Raw genomic sequence first — 18,206 nt, forward strand, 5'->3', positions numbered from 1 at the left:
TGCCGGGCTAGACCCTTGGCATGAACCCTCCGCGTCCCCTTCCGCCGCTGCTGAGGCGGCTGCCCGTGCCGCCGTTTTCCCCGTCCCTTGCGGGTCTTGCCTTGACCGCGCTTCTGCGCCGGATCGCCCGGCAGAACCCCACGATCCTGTCGCGCCTTGGCCCGCACGGGGCCGCGCGCTTTCTGATCGACGTGACGGACGGCCCCTTCCTGCTGCTGATGGAGCCGCAGCGGCGGCGGCTGACCGCCACTGCGCGCGGCGCGCCCCCGCCCGCCCATGACGCGGCGATCCGGGGCCGGCTTGCCGCCTTCCTGGCGATGCTGCACGGCGCGGATGACGGCGATGCGCTGTTCTTCTCGGGCGATCTGGCGATTGCCGGGGACACGTCGGCCGTGCTGGCGCTGCGCAATGCGCTGGACGATGCCGAACTGGACCTGACGGGGGAACTGGCGGCGCTGTTTTCCCCTCCGCTGGACGGATGGCTGCGGCGCGCCCTGGCTCTGGCCGCCCGTCGCAGCGGATACGTGCTTTCCCGACAAGAGGTGTGACGATGATGGAGCTGGTCTGCCCGGCGGGCACGCCCGCGGCCTTGCGCGCGGCGGTGGATGCGGGGGCGCATACCGTCTATTGCGGCTTTGCCGACGAGACGAATGCGCGGAACTTTCCCGGCCTGAACTTCTCTCGCCCCGAGATGGCAGAGGGCGTTGCCTATGCCCGGTCGCGGGGCGCGCGCGTGCTGGTCGCCATCAACACATTCCCCCGCGCGGGCGAACAGACGCTGTGGCATCGCGCGGTCGCCGACGCCCGTCGGGCGGGCGCCCATGCGGTGATCCTGGCCGATCCCGGCCTGCTGGCGCACGCCGCCGAAACCCACCCGGACCTGCGCCTGCACCTGTCCGTGCAGGCCGCCGCCGCCAACCCGGATGCGATCAACTTCTATGCCGAGGCTTTCGGCATCCGCCGCGTGGTCCTGCCCCGCGTGCTGACGGTCGAGGAGATCACCGCCATCAACCGCGAGATCGACATCGAGACCGAGGTCTTCGTCTTCGGCGGGTTGTGCGTGATGGCCGAGGGGCGCTGTTCGCTGTCGTCCTGGGCCACCGGCCTGTCGCCCAACATGAACGGCGTCTGCTCGCCCGCCAGCCATGTCGTCTATGACGAGGTGTCGGGCCATAACGAGGCGCGGCTGGGCGGGCTGCTGATCCACCGCACGCCGAAGGGCGCGCCGGCGCCCTATCCGACGCTCTGCAAGGGCTGCTTCACCGCGCCCGCGACCGAAACCGGCCCGGTCCAGACCGGCCATATCTTCGAGGATCCGGTCAGCCTGGATGCGACCGAACTGATCCCCCGGCTGCAAAAGGCGGGCGTCACCGCGCTGAAGATCGAGGGGCGGCAGCGGTCCCGCGCCTATGTGGCCCAGGTGGTCCGCGCCTTCCGCGCCGCGGTCGAGGCGGCCGAGGCAGGCGCGCCGATGCCTGCCGGGCTGCTGGCCAAACTGACCGAGGGCCAGTCCGCCACCACCGGCGCCTATGCAAAGACCTGGAGGTAGATCATGGATATCACCATCGGCCCGATCGCCTTCTTCTGGACCGCCGAGACGGTGCGGGATTTCTATCGCGACCTCGCTGCCAGCCCCGCGCGCCGCGTGGTGATCGGCGAATGGGTCTGTTCGAAGCGCCTGCCGTTCTGGCAGGACGAGATTCCCGGCGCGGTGGAATCCCTGCTGGCGGCGGGCAAGGATGTGGCGCTGTCGACCCTGGCGCTGATCACGCTGCGTCGCGAACGCCGCCAGACCGCCGACCTGTTCGACGCCGGGATCCCCGTCGAGATCGCGGACCTGGGCGCGCTGCGCCACCTTCCCGAGGGGGCGCCCTTCCAGGTCGGCCCCACGGTCAACGTCTATAACGAGGCGACGCTGGAATGGCTGGCGCGCAAGGGCGCGACGCGGATCTGCCTGCCGCCGGAACTGCCGCTGTCCTCGGTCGCGGTGCTGGCTCGGGCGGGGCGGGCGGCGGGCGTCGCGGTCGAGGTCTGGGGCCATGGCCGCGCGCCGCTTGCGATCTCGGGGCGCTGCTATCACGCCCGGCTGCACGACCGGGCCAAGGACAGCTGCCAGTTCGTCTGCGGCGAGGATCCCGATGGCCGCGACGTGGAAACGCTGGACGGCCAGCGGTTCCTGACGGTGAACGGTGTCCAGACCCTTGGCCATGCGCACAGCACCGTCGCCGGCCAGATTGCGGAACTGGCCGGAATCGGCGTCAATGCGGTCCGGCTGTCGCCGCAGACGGGGAATTTTGCGGCCGTGGTGCGGCTGTATGACGATCTCGTGAAACAGCGCAGCGCGCAGGCCGAGGCGGTGGCACGGCTGCAAGCCTTGCTTCCCGAAGCGTCGTTCGCCGACGGCTTTCTGGCTGGCGCGCCGGGCCTGCGCCGGACCCTGTGAAAAGAGACATCGACGACACGTGCCCTGCGTGCGGCGTCTGGTGTCAAGGCCGGCAGGCCCGGCACCGGCCGTCCTGAGGCGACGATCCCGATCCGCGCAAAGGCGATACGCTGGCGGGACGCTCCTCAGGAGATGGTCCATCGAAGATCGTTGCGGACTGCGGTGCGGCCAATGCGATGCGCCTTGCGGCCGGTCAAGACGGCAACCCGGGTGCAGAGTAAACTATTTACACGATCAGCATTAATCTGGTAAATAAATTAACAAAATTTTTTCTGCTAAATAATGAGTTACGTGATATATAGCATAACTATTAACACCAGTCCTAAACGCAGGACGGGGAAGCGGTCGCGTTATCGAGGAGGGGAGCATGACCACAGAAACAGTTGAAAAACATCCGATTCCGCCTGGATTTGAGGGTGCGCATGTGGGTCCTTCCGACTATGCGCGGCTTTATGACGAATCGATTTCGGACCCGGAGGGGTTCTGGGGGCGCGAGGGCCGGCGGATCGACTGGATCGAGCCCTATGCCAAGGTCAAGAACACCGATTTCACCCTGGGCCAGGTCTCGATCAAGTGGTTCGAGGACGGGGTGCTGAACGCCTCGGTCAACTGCATCGACCGCCACCTGCCCAAACGCGCGGGCCAGACCGCGATCATCTGGGAACCCGACGACCCGGCCACGCCCGCGCGCCACATCACCTATGCCGAGCTGTCCGACAAGGTGAACCGTTTCGCCAACGTGCTGCTCAGCCAGGGCGTCATGCGCGGCGACCGGGTGGTGATCTACATGCCGATGATCCCCGAGGCGGCCTATGCCATGCTGGCCTGCGCGCGGATCGGGGCGATCCATTCCATCGTCTTCGCGGGCTTCTCGCCCGACGCGCTGGCCAACCGCATCAACGATTGCGGCGCGAAACTGGTCATCACCGCCGACACCGCGCCGCGCGGCGGCCGGCGGACCGCGCTGAAGTCGAACACCGATGCGGCCTTGCTGCACTGTTCGGACAAGGTGCGCTGCCTGGTCGTCAAGCACACCGGCGACCAGACCACCTGGATCGAGGGCCGCGACGTGGACGTGCTGCGCCTGATGGAGGAGGTCAGCCCGGACTGCCCGCCCCGCCCGATGGGGGCCGAGGATCCGCTGTTCATCCTTTACACCTCGGGCTCGACCGGCCGTCCCAAGGGGGTGGTGCACACGACCGGCGGCTATCTGGTCTATGCCGCGATGACGCATCAATACGTCTTCGACTACAAGGACGGCGACGTCTTCTGGTGCACGGCCGACGTGGGCTGGGTCACCGGCCACAGCTATATCGTCTATGGGCCCCTGGCCAACGGCGCGACCACCGTGATGTTCGAGGGCGTGCCGAACTTTCCCGACCCGGGCCGGTTCTGGGCGGTCTGCGAAAAGCACAAGGTGACGCAGTTCTACACCGCGCCGACCGCGATCCGCTCGCTGATGGGGCAGGGGCCGGAATGGGTCGAGAAATACGACCTCTCCAGCCTGCGCGTCCTCGGCTCGGTCGGCGAGCCGATCAACCCCGAGGCCTGGAACTGGTACGACCGGCACGTGGGCCAGGGCCGCTGCCCGATCGTGGACACGTTCTGGCAGACCGAGACCGGCGGGCACATGATCACCTCGATCCCCGGCGCGATCGAGACGAAGCCGGGTGCTGCGACGCTGCCCTTCTTCGGCGTGCGTCCCGCGGTGCTGGACGCCCAGACCGGCGCGGTGCAGGAGGGCAACCCGGCCGAGGGCGTCTTGTGCATCGCTGACAGCTGGCCCGGCCAGATGCGGACGCTGTGGGGCGACCACCAGCGCTTCGAGGAGGCCTATTTCCAGCAATATCCGGGCTACTACTTCACCGGCGACGGCTGCCGGCGCGACGAGGACGGCTATTACTGGATCACCGGCCGGGTCGACGACGTGATCAACGTCTCGGGCCACCGCATGGGCACGGCCGAGGTCGAATCGGCGCTGGTCGCGCATGAGAAGGTCGCCGAGGCCGCCGTGGTCGGCTATCCGCATCCGCTGAAGGGGCAGGGCATCTATGCCTATGTCACGCTGATGAACGGCATCGAGCCCAGCGACGCGCTGCGCGCCGAGCTTGAGAAATGGGTCAGGACCGAGATCGGCCCGATCGCCAAGCCGGACCTGATCCAGTGGGCCCCGGGCCTGCCCAAGACCCGCTCGGGCAAGATCATGCGCCGCATCCTGCGCAAGATCGCCGAGAACGACTACGGCGCACTGGGCGACACATCCACCCTCGCCGAACCCGCCGTCGTCGACGAACTCATCGAAAACAGGATGAACAGGGGGTAGGGCAGGGCGTCGGGGCCACGGTCCCGCGCCGCCGCCGCCGCCGCTTGGCGGCAGGCCCTGAGAAGGTCCGCGCCCGGAGCAGGAGGGTTCCCGGGCGCGGAACGGACGCAAGAACCGCCGCAAGGGCGGACAGCACGCATCGGGACCAGGCTGTTGCCTGCCGCACGACCTTTCGGCCCGCGCCGCAGGGAACGGCCCCCCTATGCCCAACACCGCCGGCAAGGCCGGCTGACAGGGAGGAAACCCATGGCCTATAACCAGACGGATGTCGCGTCGGTGCGCTCGCGCCCGATGACGTCCGAGGAGAAGAAGGTGATCCTTGCCTCATCGGCAGGCACCATCTTTGAATGGTACGACTTTTACCTTTACGGTTCGCTGGCCGCGATCATCGGGGCGCAGTTCTTTACCGCCTTCCCCGAGGCGACGCGGAACGTCTTTGCCCTGCTGGCCTTTGCCGCCGGCTTCATCGTGCGGCCGTTCGGCGCGCTGGTGTTCGGCGCCATGGGCGACCTGATCGGGCGCAAGTACACCTTCCTTGCCACCATCCTGATCATGGGCTGTTCGACCTTCCTGGTCGGCCTTCTGCCCAGCTATTCCAGCTGGGGCGTCGCCGCGCCGGTCATCCTGATCGTGCTGCGCATGGCGCAGGGCCTGGCCCTGGGTGGCGAATACGGCGGCGCCGCCGTCTATGTGGCCGAACACGCGCCGCCGAACCAGCGGGGCTATTTCACCGCCTTCATCCAGACCACGGCCACGCTGGGCCTTTTGCTGTCGCTGATCGTGATCCTGATGGTGCAGGGCTATGTCAACGGCAACTGGGACCCGACCCCGGTCGTCGATGCGGCGGGCCAGGCCGTGCTGAACCCGGACGGCACGCAGAAGATGATCAAGGCGTTCGACCTGTGGGGCTGGCGGATTCCGTTCCTGGGCTCGATCTTCCTGCTGCTGATCTCGCTTTATATCCGGTTGCAGATGAACGAATCGCCCGCCTTCAAGAAGATGAAGGAAGAGGGCTCGCAGTCGAAAGCGCCCCTGAAGGAAGCCTTCGGTACCTGGAGGAACGGCAAGATCGCGCTGATCGCCCTGCTGGGCCTGACCGCGGGCCAGGCGGTGGTCTGGTATTCGGGTCAGTTCTATGCGCTGTTCTTCATCCAGAACGTCATCAAGGTGGACAGCTTCTCGTCCAACGTCTTCGTGGCCTGGTCGCTGATCCTGGGCACCGGCGGGTTCCTGTTCTTTGGCGCGCTGTCCGACAGGATCGGCCGCAAGCCGATCATCCTGGGCGGCTGCCTGATTGCGGCGCTGACCTATTTCCCGGTGTTCCACGCGCTGACCAAGACGGCGAACCCCGCGCTTTACGCGGCGCAGCAGACCCCGGTGACGGTCTCGACCGACCTGGCCAGCTGTTCGTTCCAGTTCAACCCGACCGGCACGGCCAAGTTCACCTCGCCCTGCGACATCGCCAAGGCGACGCTGGCCAAGTCCTCGGTCAATTATGAAAGCGTCCAGGCCCCGGCCGGCGACCCGACCGAGATCAGGATCGGCGACACGGTGATCCCGTCCTACGACGCCTCGACGCTGTCGGGCGAGGAACTGGCCGCCACCAAGGCCGCGTTCGACAAGGCGGTGAACGACGCGCTGAAGGCGGTGGGCTATCCGCTGAACGCCGAAACCAACGAGACGGTGGCACGGGCGGACCACTTCCTGGACATCTTCACCGCGCAGAAGCTGACCATCGTCGTGATCCTGACCTACCTGATCCTGCTGGTGACGATGGTCTACGGTCCGATCGCGGCCATGCTGGTCGAACTGTTCCCGACCCGCATCCGCTATTCCGGCCTGTCCTTGCCCTATCACATCGGCAACGGCTGGTTCGGGGGGCTGCTGCCGGCGACGGCCTTCGCGATCTCGGCCCAGTCGGGCAACATCTATGCCGGCCTGTGGTATGCCATCATCGTGGCCGTGATGACGGTGGTGATCGGGACGATTTTCGTGCCGAACGGGACCCACAGGAAGGACATCTTCGCGGATTGATCCGCCCGACCGGGTCCGGTTCGCCGGGCCCGGTTCCCTGCGCAAGGAGCCCGGTGATGGCGCATATCCTGATCGTCGAGGACGAGGACAATATCGCCGTCGCGCTGGAGTTCCTGCTGACCCGCGCCGGCCACAGCCACCGGCGGCTGGCGACCGGCGCCGGCGCCCTGGACGAGATGCGGCTCAATCGGCCCGACCTGGTTCTGCTCGACATCATGCTGCCCGACATCTCGGGCTATCAGATCATCACGGCGATGCGCGCCGACCCCGCCCTTTCCGGCATTCGCGTGCTGATGATGACGGCGCGCGGCTCGGTCGTCGAGCGCAAGAAGGGGCTGGAGCTGGGCGCCGACGGCTTCATCGCCAAGCCCTTCGAACTGGCCGAACTGCGGGCCGAGATGGGCCGCCTGCTGGCCGTGACCTGACCTGACCTAGCGCGCGACGCGGTACAGGTCCTTGGCCCACCATTCGTTCATCATGTTCGCCCGCGGCAGGCCGCGGATGTCGCCGCGAAGCAATTCGGCCCGGGCATAGTGATAGACCGGGATCACCGGCAATGCGTGCTGCAGGATCGCCTCGGCCGCCGCATAGTCCGGCGCGGGGTCGGGGGCGGTGCGGGCGTGGTCCAGCAGCCGATCGTATTCGGCATCCGAGAAGTGACCGGGGTTCGCGCCCCCGGTGCGGAAGATGTCCAGAAAGGTCGAGGCCTCGTTGTAGTCCGCGCACCAGGTCTGGCGCGCCAGCTCGAACTCGCCGGTCTGCATCCGCTCGACCTGGACCTTCCAGGACAGGTCGCGCAGGACCAGATCGACGCCCAAGGGCTTCAGGGCGTCGCGGGTGGCCTCGGCGATCTTGCGGTGGGTCGGGTCGGTGTCGTTGAAGGTCAGCGACAGGGCCAGCCGCCGGTCGGGGCCGTATCCCGCCTCGGCCAGCAGCGCGCGGGCGCGGTCCAGCCGCTGGGCGGGCGTCAGCCCGGCAGCTTCGGGGACGGGGGCGGAAAACCCCTGGGTCGCGGGATGGGTCCAGCCGAAGGCGGGGGCCTGGCCGCCTTGCAGGATCTGTTCGACCACCGCCTCGCGCGGGGTGGCCAGCGACAGGGCCTGGCGCACCCGCAGGTCGCGCAGCGCCTTGGGGCCCTTGTCGCCCAGGTTCAGGACAAGGCCATAGGTGCAGCCCTGCGGCAGCACCACGACCTCGGCCGGGCGGTCCTGCTTCAGCGCGGGATACTGCCCGGCGGGGATGCGCATGCGGTCGATCCCGCCGTCGCGATAGCGCGCCAGCGCCTGGGCGTCGTCGACAAGCGTCACGCCCTGCAGCCTGCGGATCACGACATGGGCCGCGTCCCAGTAATGCGGATTCGGAACCATCAGGATCCGGGCCCCCAGGTCGTGGCTTTCCAGTTGGTAGGCGCCGTTTCCCACGAGCGTGCCGGGGCGCGTCCAGCCGTCGCCCTGTTCCAGCGCCTTGCGGTTGACGGGATAGGTCGCGGGATGGCTCAGCATATGGGGAAGCTGCGGCGAGGGCGCGGACAGCCGGACCTGGAAGGTGCGGTCGTCGGGCGCGGCCACGCCCAGCTCCTGCGGCTTTTTCGCGCCCTTGATGACCTCGGTCGCGTTCTCGACATGCATCAGTTCCAGATACCAGGCCTGTTCCGATGCGGTCTCGGGGTCGGCAAGCCGGCGCCAGGCGCGGACGAAGTCGCCCGCCGTCACCGGATCGCCGTTCGACCATTTCGCCTGCGGGCGCAGGTGGAAGGTATAGGTCAGCCGATCCTGCGACAGATCATAGGAGGCGGCGACCCCGGGCACCGGCGCGCCATGGGCGTCGGCGTTCATCAGCCCCTCGAACAGCTGGCGGATCACCTCGGCGCCCTGGGGGTCGGCGTTCTTCTGCGGGTCCAGCGTCCGGATCGCCTCGGGCAGGCGGAAGGTATAGCTTTGATCCTTGGCCAGCGTCTCGCCTTCGGCGGTGTCGGCGGCAAGCGCGGGCAGGGCGGGGCCAAGGGCCAGCGCGGCAATCGTCAGCAGGCGGATCATCGGGCACCTCCGGGCAGGATCGGGCCGCGCGCGAGAAGGCCGCGCGGGCGGGCAAGGTTTGCGGCGAAACCCGGGCCCGGGCAAGCGGGATTTGCCGCTTTTCCGGCGGGGCCGCTTGTGAAACAAGGACGGGATGAACCCTGATCGCCGCATCACCCTGGTTACCGGAGGCGCCCGTTCCGGCAAGTCGGCCCTGGCCGAGACGCTGGCCGGCCGGGCCGGCGGCCCGCTGGTCTATGTCGCCACGGCCGAGGCCCGCGACCCCGAGATGGCGCGCCGCATCGCCAGCCACCGCGACCGGCGCGGGCCGGGCTGGCAGACGGTCGAGGAGGCGCTGAACCTGCCCGGCGTCCTGGCCCGCACCCAGGGCGTGCGGCTGGTCGATTGCCTGACGCTGTGGCTGTCGAACGTCATGGCGGCGGGCGACCCCGAACCCGCCGTGGCCGGACTTTGCGCGGCCCTGGCCCGTACCCCGGACCCGGTCGTTCTGGTCACGAATGAGCTTGGCCAGGGTATCGTGCCCGAAAATGCGCTTGCCCGTCGCTTCCGCGACGCGCATGGCTTGATGAACCAGTCGGTTGCCGCCGTCGCCTGCGAAGTCTGGATGGCCGTCAGCGGCCTGCCGCTTCGCCTGAAACCACCGCGAGAGATGCCTTGAAAGACTTCGACACCCAAGCCGCCGCCGCCGCCCGCAACCGCCAGGCCGAACTGACCAAGCCCCCCGGATCGCTGGGCCGGCTCGAGGAACTGGCCGTGTTCATGGCCGGCTGGCAGGGGCGCGCGCGGCCCCGGATCGACCGCGCCCAGGCGCTGGTCTTTGCCGGCAACCACGGCGTCTGCGCGCAGGGCGTGAACCCGTTCCCGGTCGAGGTCACGGCCCAGATGGTCGAGAATTTCCGCAACGGCGGCGCCGCGATCAACCAGCTGTGCCGCCTGTCCGGGGCCGACCTGCAGGTGATCGCGCTGGACCTGGACCGGCCGACCGCCGATTTCACCCAAGGCATGGCGATGGAAACCGCCGATCTGGTCGCCTCGATCCAGACCGGCAAGAACGCGGTCGATCCGCAGGCCGACGTGATCCTGCTGGGCGAGATGGGCATCGGCAATTCGACGGTCGCCGCCGCCCTGGCCGCCGCGACCTTCGGCGGCGGGGCCGAGGACTGGGTGGGCCCCGGCACCGGCGCAGACGACGACATCCTGGCCCGCAAGATCGCCGCGGTCGAGGCCGGCCTGAAGCGGCACAAGGGCGCGGCCAGCGCCGCCTCGATCCTGGGCAGCTATGGCGGGCGCGAACAGGCCGCAATCTGCGGCGCGGTGATCCGGGCCCGCGAACTGGGCATCCCGGTGATCCTGGACGGTTTCATCTGCACGGCGGCGGCGGGGGTGCTGGTCATCAACGACCGCAACGCGCTGGACCATTGCCTGATCGGCCACGAAAGCGCCGAGCCGGGCCACCGCCGCCTGGTCGCGGTGCTGGGCAAGACCCCGGTCGTCGGCCTGGACATGCGGCTGGGCGAAGGCACCGGCGCGGCCGTCGCCCTGATGGTCCTGCGCGCGGCGCTGGAGTGCCACAACGGCATGGCCACCTTCGCCGAGGCGGGGATTGGCTGACCCCATCGTCCAGGCGGCGACCGCGCTGGTCTGGCTGACGCGGCTGCCCGTCGGGCGCTGGCTGCCAGAAACGCCCCCGCCTCTGGCCGCCGCCGCCTGGGCCTTTCCGCTGGTCGGCGTGGTCGTGGGCGCGGGCGCGGGGCTGGTCCTGGCGCTGGCCGCGGGACTGGGCCTGCCGCCGCTGGCCTGCGCCTTGCTGGCCCTGGCGGCGGGCATGGCCCTGACCGGCGCGCTGCACGAGGACGGGCTGGCCGATTTCGCCGATGGCTGCGGTGCCCGCGACCGCGCCCGCGCGCTGGAGATCATGCGCGACAGCCGCATCGGCAGCTACGGCACCATCGCGCTGCTTCTGTCGCTGGGCCTGCGCGCCGCCGCGCTTGCGGCGCTGGCGCCGGGGCAGGGCGTGCTGGCGCTGATCGGGGCGGCGGCCCTGTCGCGCGCGGGCATGGCCGCGGCGCTGGCCTTTCTGCCACCCGCCCGGCCCGATGGGCTGGGGCGCGGCGCCGGGCGCCCCACCGGCGCGGCGGTGGCGGTGGGGCTGCTGATCGCGGCCTTGGCGCTGGTCCCGGCGGGCGGGGTCCTTCCCGCGCTTCTCGCCTGCGGGCTGGCGCAATACGCCCTGGCGCGGCTGGCACTGCGGCGCCTGGGCGGGCAGACCGGCGATGTCCTCGGCGCCGTCCAGCAGGTCGGAGAGATCGCCGCCCTGCTGGCGCTTGCCGCGACGTAAACCGGGCGGCGCTTGACCGGTATTTTCCCTTCACTCATACAAATCCGGTGACGACCGGATCAACCGGCGCGCCGGCACCGAGGAGGGGCCGCATCAAGGGGAGGTTTCGACATGGGTGCCCTGCTGGGCCTGTCGCGGGGCATCGACCGCGTCAATCTGTTCATCGGCCGCTGCGTCAGCTGGCTGGTGCTGGCCGCCGTGCTGATCAGCGCGGGCAACGCCATCGTGCGCAAGCTGTTCAACACCTCGTCGAACGCCTGGCTCGAGGTGCAGTGGTATCTGTTCGGCGCCATCGTGCTGCTGGGCGCGGCGGCGGCGCTTTACCGCAACGAACACGTCCGCGTGGACCTGATCTATGGCGCTGTCTCGGACCGGGCGCGGCTGTGGATCGACCTGTTCGGGCTGATCTTCCTGCTGCTGCCCTTTGCCGCCTATGCCGCCTGGCTCAGCTGGCCGATCTTCGTGTCGTCCTGGCGCATCCACGAGATGTCGTCGAATTCCGGCGGCCTGGTGCGCTGGCCGGCCAAGCTGCTGCTGCCGGTGGGTTTCGGCCTGCTGACGCTGCAGGGCCTGTCCGAGCTGATCAAGCGCATCGCCGCCCTGCGCGGCCTGATCGTGCTTGAGACAAAATATTCCAAGCCCCTGCAATAGAACCCGGAGCCACCCATGTTCGCATATGGCGTCCTGCCTCCGGCGATGTTTCTGTGCATGATCTGCTTCATGCTCTACGGCTTTCCCGTGGCCTTCACCCTGGGCGCGGTGGGGCTGCTGTTCGGGGCCATCGGCATCGCGACGGAACATTTCCACCCCTCTTTCCTGTCGGCGCTGCCGCACCGCTTCTTCGGCATCATCTCGAACGACCTGCTGCTGGCGATCCCGTTCTTTACCTTCATGGGCGCGGTGCTGGAGCGGTCCGGCCTGGCCGAGGACCTGCTGGAGGGCACGGGCAAGCTGTTCGGCGCCGTGCCGGGCGGGCTTGCCTATGCGGTGATCGTGGTCGGCGCGATCCTGGGGGCGATCACCGGGACGGTCGCGGCCTCGGTCATCACCATGGGGGTGATCTCGCTGCCGGTGATGCTGCGATACGGCTATAACCCGCGGCTGGCGACGGGGGTGATCGCGGCCTCGGGGACGATCACGCAGCTGATCCCGCCGTCCCTGGTGCTGGTGGTGCTGGCCGACCAGCTGGGCCGTTCCGTGGGCGACCTCTACCTGGGGGCGATGGGGCCCTCGGCGCTGCAGGTGCTGATCTTTCTGGGCTATATCCTGGTCCTGTCGCTGATCCGGCCCCAGGACATGCCGCCCCTGCCGCCCGAAGTGCGGGGCGAGCTGAACGCCGCCCTGGTCGTGAAGGTGCTGATGGGCATCGTGCCCTCGATGGCGCTGATCTTTCTGGTGCTGGGCACGATCTTCATCGGCCTGGCCACGCCCACCGAGGCGGGCGCGCTGGGCGTCGTCGGCGCCTTTGTCCTGGCGCTGCTGCACGGGCGGCTGAATTTCCGCATGATGCGCGACGCTGTCCACGCCACGGCCGACCTGACGGTGATGGTGGTCTTCATCCTGATCGGGGCGACGCTGTTCAGCCTGGTCTTTCAGGGCATGGACGGCGGCCGCTGGATCGAGCACCTGCTGTCGCACCTGCCCGGCGGGCCCATCGGCTTCCTGATCTTCGTCAACATCTTCATCTTTTTCCTGGCGTTCTTCCTGGACTTCTTCGAGATCGCCTTCATCGTGGTGCCGCTGCTGGCGCCGGTGGCGCAGTCGCTGGGCATCGATCTGGTCTGGTTCGGGGTGCTTTTGTGCATCAACATGCAGACCAGCTTCATGCACCCGCCGTTCGGCTTTGCGCTGTTCTACCTGCGCTCGATCGCGTCGCGCGAGGTCAAGACGACCGACATCTACATGGGTGCGATCCCCTGGCTGGTGATGCAGCTTCTGCTGGTCGTCGTGGTGATCTTCTGGCCAGGGCTGGTGACGGGGCTGCTGGACAAGGGGCCGGCGGTGGACCTGGACAGCGTCAGCATCGAGCTTCCTGCCGGCAATCTGGGCGGCCTGGATCAGGCCGGCGGGCTGGGGCAGCCGTCCTTTGGCGGGGCCCCGGCCGGGCAGCCGGTCATCGGGGCGCCCCCGCCGGGGCAGCCGCCCATCGGCCAGCCGCAGATCGGCGCGCCGGACTGAGACGAAAAAAGCCCCGCGGCAGCGGGGCTTTCCTGCCGGCAAAAGCAGCGGCTACAGCTTGTTCGCGTTGCGCTGCTGCATCATGAACGTGTCGTAGTTGTATTCCGCGATCTGCGTCCAGGTATAGTAGTCGTGACGGAACGCCTTGATCGAATCCCAGATCTTCTTGAAGGCAGGGTTCGAGGCGTCCAGTTCGGAATAGACCGTCTCGGCCGCCTGGTAGCAGGCTTGCAGGATCTCGGGGCTGAAGGGGCGAAGCTGTGCGCCTTCGGCCACAAGCTGCTTGATGGCGGTGGGGTTCTTGTAGTCGTATTTCTGCAACATGTCGGCATCGACCCCCTGGCAGATCGACTTCAGCAGTGCCTTGTAGGTGTCGGGAAGACCCTCCCACGCGGCCTTGTTGAACATGAAGTGGACGGTCGGGCCGCCCTCCCACCAGCCGGGGTAATAATAATAGGGCGCGACCTTGACGAAGCCCAGCTTCTGGTCGTCATAGGGGCCGACGAATTCGGTCGCGTCCAGCGTGCCCTTTTCCAGCGCCGGATAGATGTCGCCCCCGGCCAACTGCTGGGGCACCACGCCCAGCCGTTCCAGAATGCTGCCCGCAAAGCCGCCGACCCGGAACTTGAGCCCCTTGAGGTCGTCCAGTGTCTTGATCTCCTTGCGGAACCAGCCGCCCATCTGCACACCGGTATTGCCGCCGGGCAGGGCATAAAGGTTCTTGTCGGCCAGGAACTCGTTGTAAAGATCGGTGCCGCCGCCGTGATAGGCCCAGGCGTTCATCCCCCGCGCCGACAGGGAAAAGGGAACCGCCGACCCCAGTGCCCAGGTCGGATCCTTGCCGAAATAGTAATAGCCCACCGTGTGGCAGACCTCGACCGAACCTTCGCTGGCGGCATCGGCGGCTTGCAGCGCGGGCACGATCTCTCCTGCGGCAAAGGGCCTGATCTGGAACCTGCCGTCCGTCGCCTCGCTCAGGCGGCGCGACAGTTCGTCCGCGGCGCCATAGATCGTATCCAGCGACTTCGGAAAGGACGACGTCAGCCGCCATTTCACCTGAGGCATTTCCTGGGCGATGGCCGGGGCGGCCAGCGTCGCCCCCGCCGCTGCCGCCGCACCGCCGACCGTGGCCCGGGCCAGAAAGCCGCGCCGGTCAAGCTGGTTGGTCTTTGTCATGGTTTCCTCCGCTGTTGCCGGCCTTTCCCCTGGCCGGTCCGCCCGCATGTTGCACGGCCCCGCCGGACCTGTCGAGACGGATTGCCGGGCCCGCGCAGCCCCCGTATCTTGTGGGAAAACGCCGCCCCTACCCAAGTTCTTCGGGCCTGCCTATAGTGGCGGGGGTTCAGGCTTGCAAAGGGTCAAGGGATGCGCTGTCCGTTCTGCGGAAATGTCGATACCCAGGTCAAGGACTCGCGTCCGGCCGAGGACAATGTGGCGATCCGGCGGCGGCGGTTCTGCCCGGCCTGCGGCGGGCGCTTCACCACCTATGAACGGGTGCAGCTGCGCGACCTGGTGGTGGTCAAGACCAGCGGCCGGCGCGAGGATTTCGACCGCGCCAAGCTGGAACGCTCGATCCGCATTGCCATGCAGAAACGCCCCATCGACCCCGAGCGCATCGACCAGATGATTTCCGGCATCGTGCGCCGGCTGGAAAGCCTGGGCGACACCGACATCCCCTCGAAGGTCATCGGCGAGATCGTGATGGAGACGCTGGCCCGCATCGACACCGTGGCCTATGTCCGTTTCGCCAGCGTCTACAAGAACTTCCAGGCGGCGGACGATTTCGACAAGTTCGTCAGCGAACTGCGCCCCGGCACTGTCGAAGAGTGAGCGATACGCGCCACATGGACCATGCGCTGGCGCTGGCGCGGCGCGGCCTGGGCAACACCTGGCCCAACCCGGCCGTGGGCTGCGTGCTGGTGCGCGATGGCCGCGTGGTCGGGCGCGGCTGGACCCAGCCCGGCGGCCGCCCCCATGCCGAGGTCCGCGCCCTGGCCCAGGCGGGCGAGGCCGCGCGGGGCGCCACCGCCTATGTCACGCTGGAGCCCTGCGCCCATCACGGCAAGACCCCGCCCTGCGCCGAGGCGCTGATCCGTTCCGGCGTCGCCCGCGTTGTGACCGCGCTGACCGATCCCGATCCGCGCGTGTCGGGGCGTGGCCACGCCATGCTGCGTGCCGCCGGCATCGCCGTGACCGAAGGCGTGCGCGAGTCTGCGGCGCGCGAGGCCCAGCGGGGTTTTCTGACGCGGGTGACGCTGGGCCGGCCGATGCTGACGCTGAAGCTTGCGACCAGCTTCGACGGGCGCATCGCGACGGCGCATGGCGAAAGCCAGTGGATCACCGCGCCCGCCGCACGGCGCCATGTCCACGCCCTGCGCCTGACCCATGACGCGGTGATGGTCGGCGGCGGCACGGCGCGGGCCGACCGCCCAGGCCTGAACGTGCGCGGCATGGGCCGGGTGCGCCAGCCGGTGCGGGTGGTGGTATCGTCGGGTCCCCTGCCGGACCTGCCGCCAGAAGGCGCCGAACACGGTCCGCTGTGGCAGCTTGCGGGCGATCCCGCGGCGGTCATGGCAGACCTTGGCGCGCGCGGGCTGACCCGGGTGCTCTGCGAAGGCGGCGGCATCCTGGTGGCCGGCCTGCTGCGCGCCGGGCTGGTGGACCAGTTGGTCGGCTATACGGCCGGGGTGGTGCTGGGCGGCGACGGGCGGGCGGCGACGGGTCCGCTGGCGCTGGCGCGGCTGGCCGATGCGCCGCGCTTTCGCCTGGTCGAGACGCGCCCCATCGGCCCCGACCTGATGCACCGCTGGCTGCGGGCCGAGTGACGGCGCTTTGACTTGCTTGCCAAAGGCCCGGCTTTCTCAGCGTCGCCAGAGCCAGGCATGGGTGCTGAGCGCGCCCTGCGCCTTGGCGAGCAGCCGCAGGCCCGGCCCGCCCGGGGCAAAACCGGGGTCGGCCAGGCGTTCCAGCGCAATCTCGGGCGGGCAGGGCAGGCCGGTCGCGGGGTCGAAATAGCGCGGATAGGCGATCAGTGCGGCATGGACCAGCCGCGCCAGGTCGGCGCGGGTGCGGCGGCGGTCCGGTACCGGCCCCAGGTCGCGCGTCAGCCCCCAGCCGGCGTAGAAAGGCGCGCCGAGCGTGGTGACGGGCAGGCCGCGCAGCAGCGCCTCGAACCCCAGGGTCGAGGTGATGGTCCAGACCTCGTCCACCTCTGCCATCAGCGCGGCCGCGCCGGTCTCCCTCGCGACCACATCCGCGAGCCCGGCCAGATCGGCGGGCGGAATCAGGCCGGGGCGCAGCCCCGCCTCGACATCGGGGTGGGGCTTGTAGATCAGCACGGCCCCCGGGTTTTCGGCCCGCACGCGGCGCAGCAGGGCCAGGTTCGTGCGCTCGGCCCCCGCGCCCAGGCGGATCGAGACGTCGTCCTCGACCTGGCCGGGCACCAGGATGCGGTGGCCCGGGGGCAGGCGGGGCACGGTGCCGGCCAGGTTGTATTTCGTCACCCCGCTGGCCACCAGCGCCCGGGCCAGCGCGGCTGCCCGCGCCGCGCCGCCCGGTGGCATCGGCTCGGCCATCAGCCGCTCGAACCGGCTTTCGCGGGTCGGGTCGTAATAGATGCCCAGATCGTCCGCGACCAGCGACAGGGGCGGGACCAGCGCCGCGCCCAGCCCACGCGAGCGGATGAAGCCATCCTCGACCCGAAGCGCGCCGGGAACCCGGTCGGCAAGGCCCGCCCAGGCCAGCGTCACCTTGGCCGAGGGCCTGGCCGTAAAGCGCACGCCCTTGCCGCCGCCGAAGGCGCGGGCGACGAAGGGCCGCTTCCACAGGCGGATGCCATAGGCCAGGTGGCCCGCGTGGTCCTGGCGCCATGCCCTGGCCTCGGCCTCGAGCTGGTTCAGGGCGCCGTCGAAATCGGTCAGCCGGTCCAGGCAGGGATCATACCACACTGGTGCCAGCAGATGGCTTGCGGCAAACAGCGCCTCGACCGGGGCAGGGCGGCGGCGGGGAAAGCCATGGAGGTCGTCGGTCAGGCCCCAGCCGGCATAGAAGGGCTGGCCGAAGACGCGGGGCCTGTGGCCGGCCAGCACGGCCTCGTATCCCAGTTGCGACGACATGGCATAGACCCGCGCCGCCCCGCGCAGAAGCCGCCAGGGCGACACCGGGCCGTCGCAGAAGCAATCGCCCGGACGCAGGTCGTCGCGGGTGAAATGGCCGGGGCGCAGCCCGGCGGCGGTTTCGGGATGGCTGCGGATGGCCACCGGCAGGCCCGGGTTTTCATCCCGCGCGGCAGAGAGCATGTCGAGGAACTCGGCCCGCCCGGCACCCAGCAGCGAGGCATCGCCGCGCGTCTGGTCGATGACCAGCACATGACACGGCGGCGGCAGGTCGGCACCGGGCAGGTGCGCGTTGTATTTCGACAGGTCCGCCGCAATCAGCCGGTCGATGCCGTCCCGCGCCTGGCCGGCCAGCGACGCCGCCCGGGCCGAGGGGACTAGGCTTTCGATCAGCGAGGGCTGTTCGGGCCGGAAATGCAGGCCGAGCGGGTCGATCAGCAGCCCGACCGGACCGCGCCGGCCGGTGGGACCGGGGCTGCGGCCGGGCAGCACGGACCGCAGGAAGGCATCCTCGACGCGCACCAGGCCGGCGCCCGCGCGGGCGGCCACCGCCTCGCCCCGCCAGGCGGTCGGGCTTGCGCCCCAGACCCCCACGGTGTCGCCGGCCCTGGGCAGGCCCAGGACCGGCCGCCAGCCGGCCAGCGTCAGGATGCGGCGCAGGCGCGGGCGGGTGAAGAACCCGCCGTTGAATACGAAAAGCCGCCGGGGGGTCCCGGCGGCCTTGCTGTCGTCGTGCATC

16 protein-coding genes are annotated in these 18,206 nt (G+C 69.2%); 13 read left to right on the forward strand and 3 right to left on the reverse strand.

The features are described from left to right. Window positions 1-101 precede the first annotated feature (101 nt). The 6 genes from ubiT (at window position 102) to BU28_RS0105520 (ending at window position 7,225) form a co-directional block, all read left to right on the forward strand. Entirely contained in the window at window positions 102-548 is a 447-nt protein-coding gene (ubiT, locus tag BU28_RS0105495; RefSeq protein WP_233145045.1) for a ubiquinone anaerobic biosynthesis accessory factor UbiT, read from the forward strand. A 5-nt stretch (window positions 549-553) separates the two neighbouring features. After that, entirely contained in the window at window positions 554-1,549 is a 996-nt protein-coding gene (gene ubiU, locus BU28_RS0105500; protein WP_028718579.1) for a ubiquinone anaerobic biosynthesis protein UbiU, read from the forward strand. 3 nt (window positions 1,550-1,552) lie between these two features. Further along, window positions 1,553-2,443 (forward strand): ubiquinone anaerobic biosynthesis protein UbiV, encoded by an 891-nt coding sequence (gene ubiV / locus BU28_RS0105505; protein WP_028718580.1) that lies wholly within the window; start codon window positions 1,553-1,555, stop codon window positions 2,441-2,443. A 367-nt stretch (window positions 2,444-2,810) separates the two neighbouring features. Then, on the forward strand, window positions 2,811-4,766 hold the full coding sequence (gene acs, locus BU28_RS0105510) for an acetate--CoA ligase (protein ID WP_028718581.1): 1,956 nt from the start codon (window positions 2,811-2,813) through the stop codon (window positions 4,764-4,766). A gap of 246 nt (window positions 4,767-5,012) precedes the next feature. After that, a complete protein-coding gene (locus BU28_RS0105515) occupies window positions 5,013-6,800 on the forward strand; it encodes an MFS transporter (RefSeq protein WP_198944950.1) in 1,788 nt (595 codons plus the stop codon). A gap of 56 nt (window positions 6,801-6,856) precedes the next feature. Then, window positions 6,857-7,225, forward strand: a complete 369-nt coding sequence (locus tag BU28_RS0105520) for a response regulator transcription factor (RefSeq protein ID WP_028718583.1) — start codon at window positions 6,857-6,859, stop codon at window positions 7,223-7,225. Window positions 7,226-7,231: 6 nt separating this feature from the next. Here the strand turns inward: BU28_RS0105520 and BU28_RS0105525 are convergent, their stop codons facing one another. Then, on the reverse strand, window positions 7,232-8,836 hold the full coding sequence (locus BU28_RS0105525) for a peptide ABC transporter substrate-binding protein (protein WP_028718584.1): 1,605 nt from the start codon (window positions 8,834-8,836) through the stop codon (window positions 7,232-7,234). A 133-nt stretch (window positions 8,837-8,969) separates the two neighbouring features. Here BU28_RS0105525 and cobU point away from each other — a divergent pair, with 133 nt between their 5' ends. From cobU to BU28_RS0105550, 5 genes are all read left to right on the forward strand, one after another. Beyond that, on the forward strand, window positions 8,970-9,494 hold the full coding sequence (gene cobU, locus BU28_RS0105530) for a bifunctional adenosylcobinamide kinase/adenosylcobinamide-phosphate guanylyltransferase (RefSeq protein ID WP_028718585.1): 525 nt from the start codon (window positions 8,970-8,972) through the stop codon (window positions 9,492-9,494). Continuing rightward, window positions 9,491-10,447: a nicotinate-nucleotide--dimethylbenzimidazole phosphoribosyltransferase gene (gene cobT / locus BU28_RS0105535; RefSeq protein ID WP_028718586.1), complete on the forward strand. Its 957-nt coding sequence runs from the start codon at window positions 9,491-9,493 to the stop codon at window positions 10,445-10,447. Before cobU ends, cobT begins: the two co-directional genes overlap by 4 nt. Then, a complete protein-coding gene (gene cobS, locus BU28_RS0105540; protein WP_051577785.1) occupies window positions 10,440-11,174 on the forward strand; it encodes an adenosylcobinamide-GDP ribazoletransferase in 735 nt (244 codons plus the stop codon). Before cobT ends, cobS begins: the two co-directional genes overlap by 8 nt. Before the next feature lie 111 nt (window positions 11,175-11,285). Further along, window positions 11,286-11,825 (forward strand): TRAP transporter small permease subunit, encoded by a 540-nt coding sequence (locus BU28_RS0105545; protein ID WP_028718588.1) that lies wholly within the window; start codon window positions 11,286-11,288, stop codon window positions 11,823-11,825. A gap of 15 nt (window positions 11,826-11,840) precedes the next feature. Then, entirely contained in the window at window positions 11,841-13,352 is a 1,512-nt protein-coding gene (locus tag BU28_RS0105550; RefSeq protein WP_028718589.1) for a TRAP transporter large permease, read from the forward strand. Between the two features lie 51 nt (window positions 13,353-13,403). On the opposite strand, the gene BU28_RS0105555 is transcribed toward BU28_RS0105550, so the two are convergent. After that, entirely contained in the window at window positions 13,404-14,528 is a 1,125-nt protein-coding gene (locus BU28_RS0105555) for a TRAP transporter substrate-binding protein (protein WP_028718590.1), read from the reverse strand. Window positions 14,529-14,717: 189 nt separating this feature from the next. Between BU28_RS0105555 and nrdR the strand changes: the two genes are divergently transcribed. Both nrdR and ribD read left to right on the forward strand, forming a co-directional pair. Beyond that, a complete protein-coding gene (nrdR, locus tag BU28_RS0105560; RefSeq protein WP_028718591.1) occupies window positions 14,718-15,182 on the forward strand; it encodes a transcriptional regulator NrdR in 465 nt (154 codons plus the stop codon). Window positions 15,183-15,196: 14 nt separating this feature from the next. Next, entirely contained in the window at window positions 15,197-16,177 is a 981-nt protein-coding gene (ribD, locus tag BU28_RS0105565) for a bifunctional diaminohydroxyphosphoribosylaminopyrimidine deaminase/5-amino-6-(5-phosphoribosylamino)uracil reductase RibD (protein WP_028718592.1), read from the forward strand. A 36-nt stretch (window positions 16,178-16,213) separates the two neighbouring features. On the opposite strand, the gene BU28_RS0105570 is transcribed toward ribD, so the two are convergent. After that, the gene (locus BU28_RS0105570) at window positions 16,214-18,205 is read right to left on the reverse strand and encodes a capsular polysaccharide biosynthesis protein (protein ID WP_028718593.1); all 1,992 of its coding nucleotides are present in this window, start codon (window positions 18,203-18,205) and stop codon (window positions 16,214-16,216) included. Window position 18,206: the final 1 nt, after the last annotated feature.

Origin of the sequence: Paracoccus yeei ATCC BAA-599 (genome assembly GCF_000622145.1) — a bacterium.
Lineage (GTDB): Bacteria > Pseudomonadota > Alphaproteobacteria > Rhodobacterales > Rhodobacteraceae > Paracoccus > Paracoccus yeei.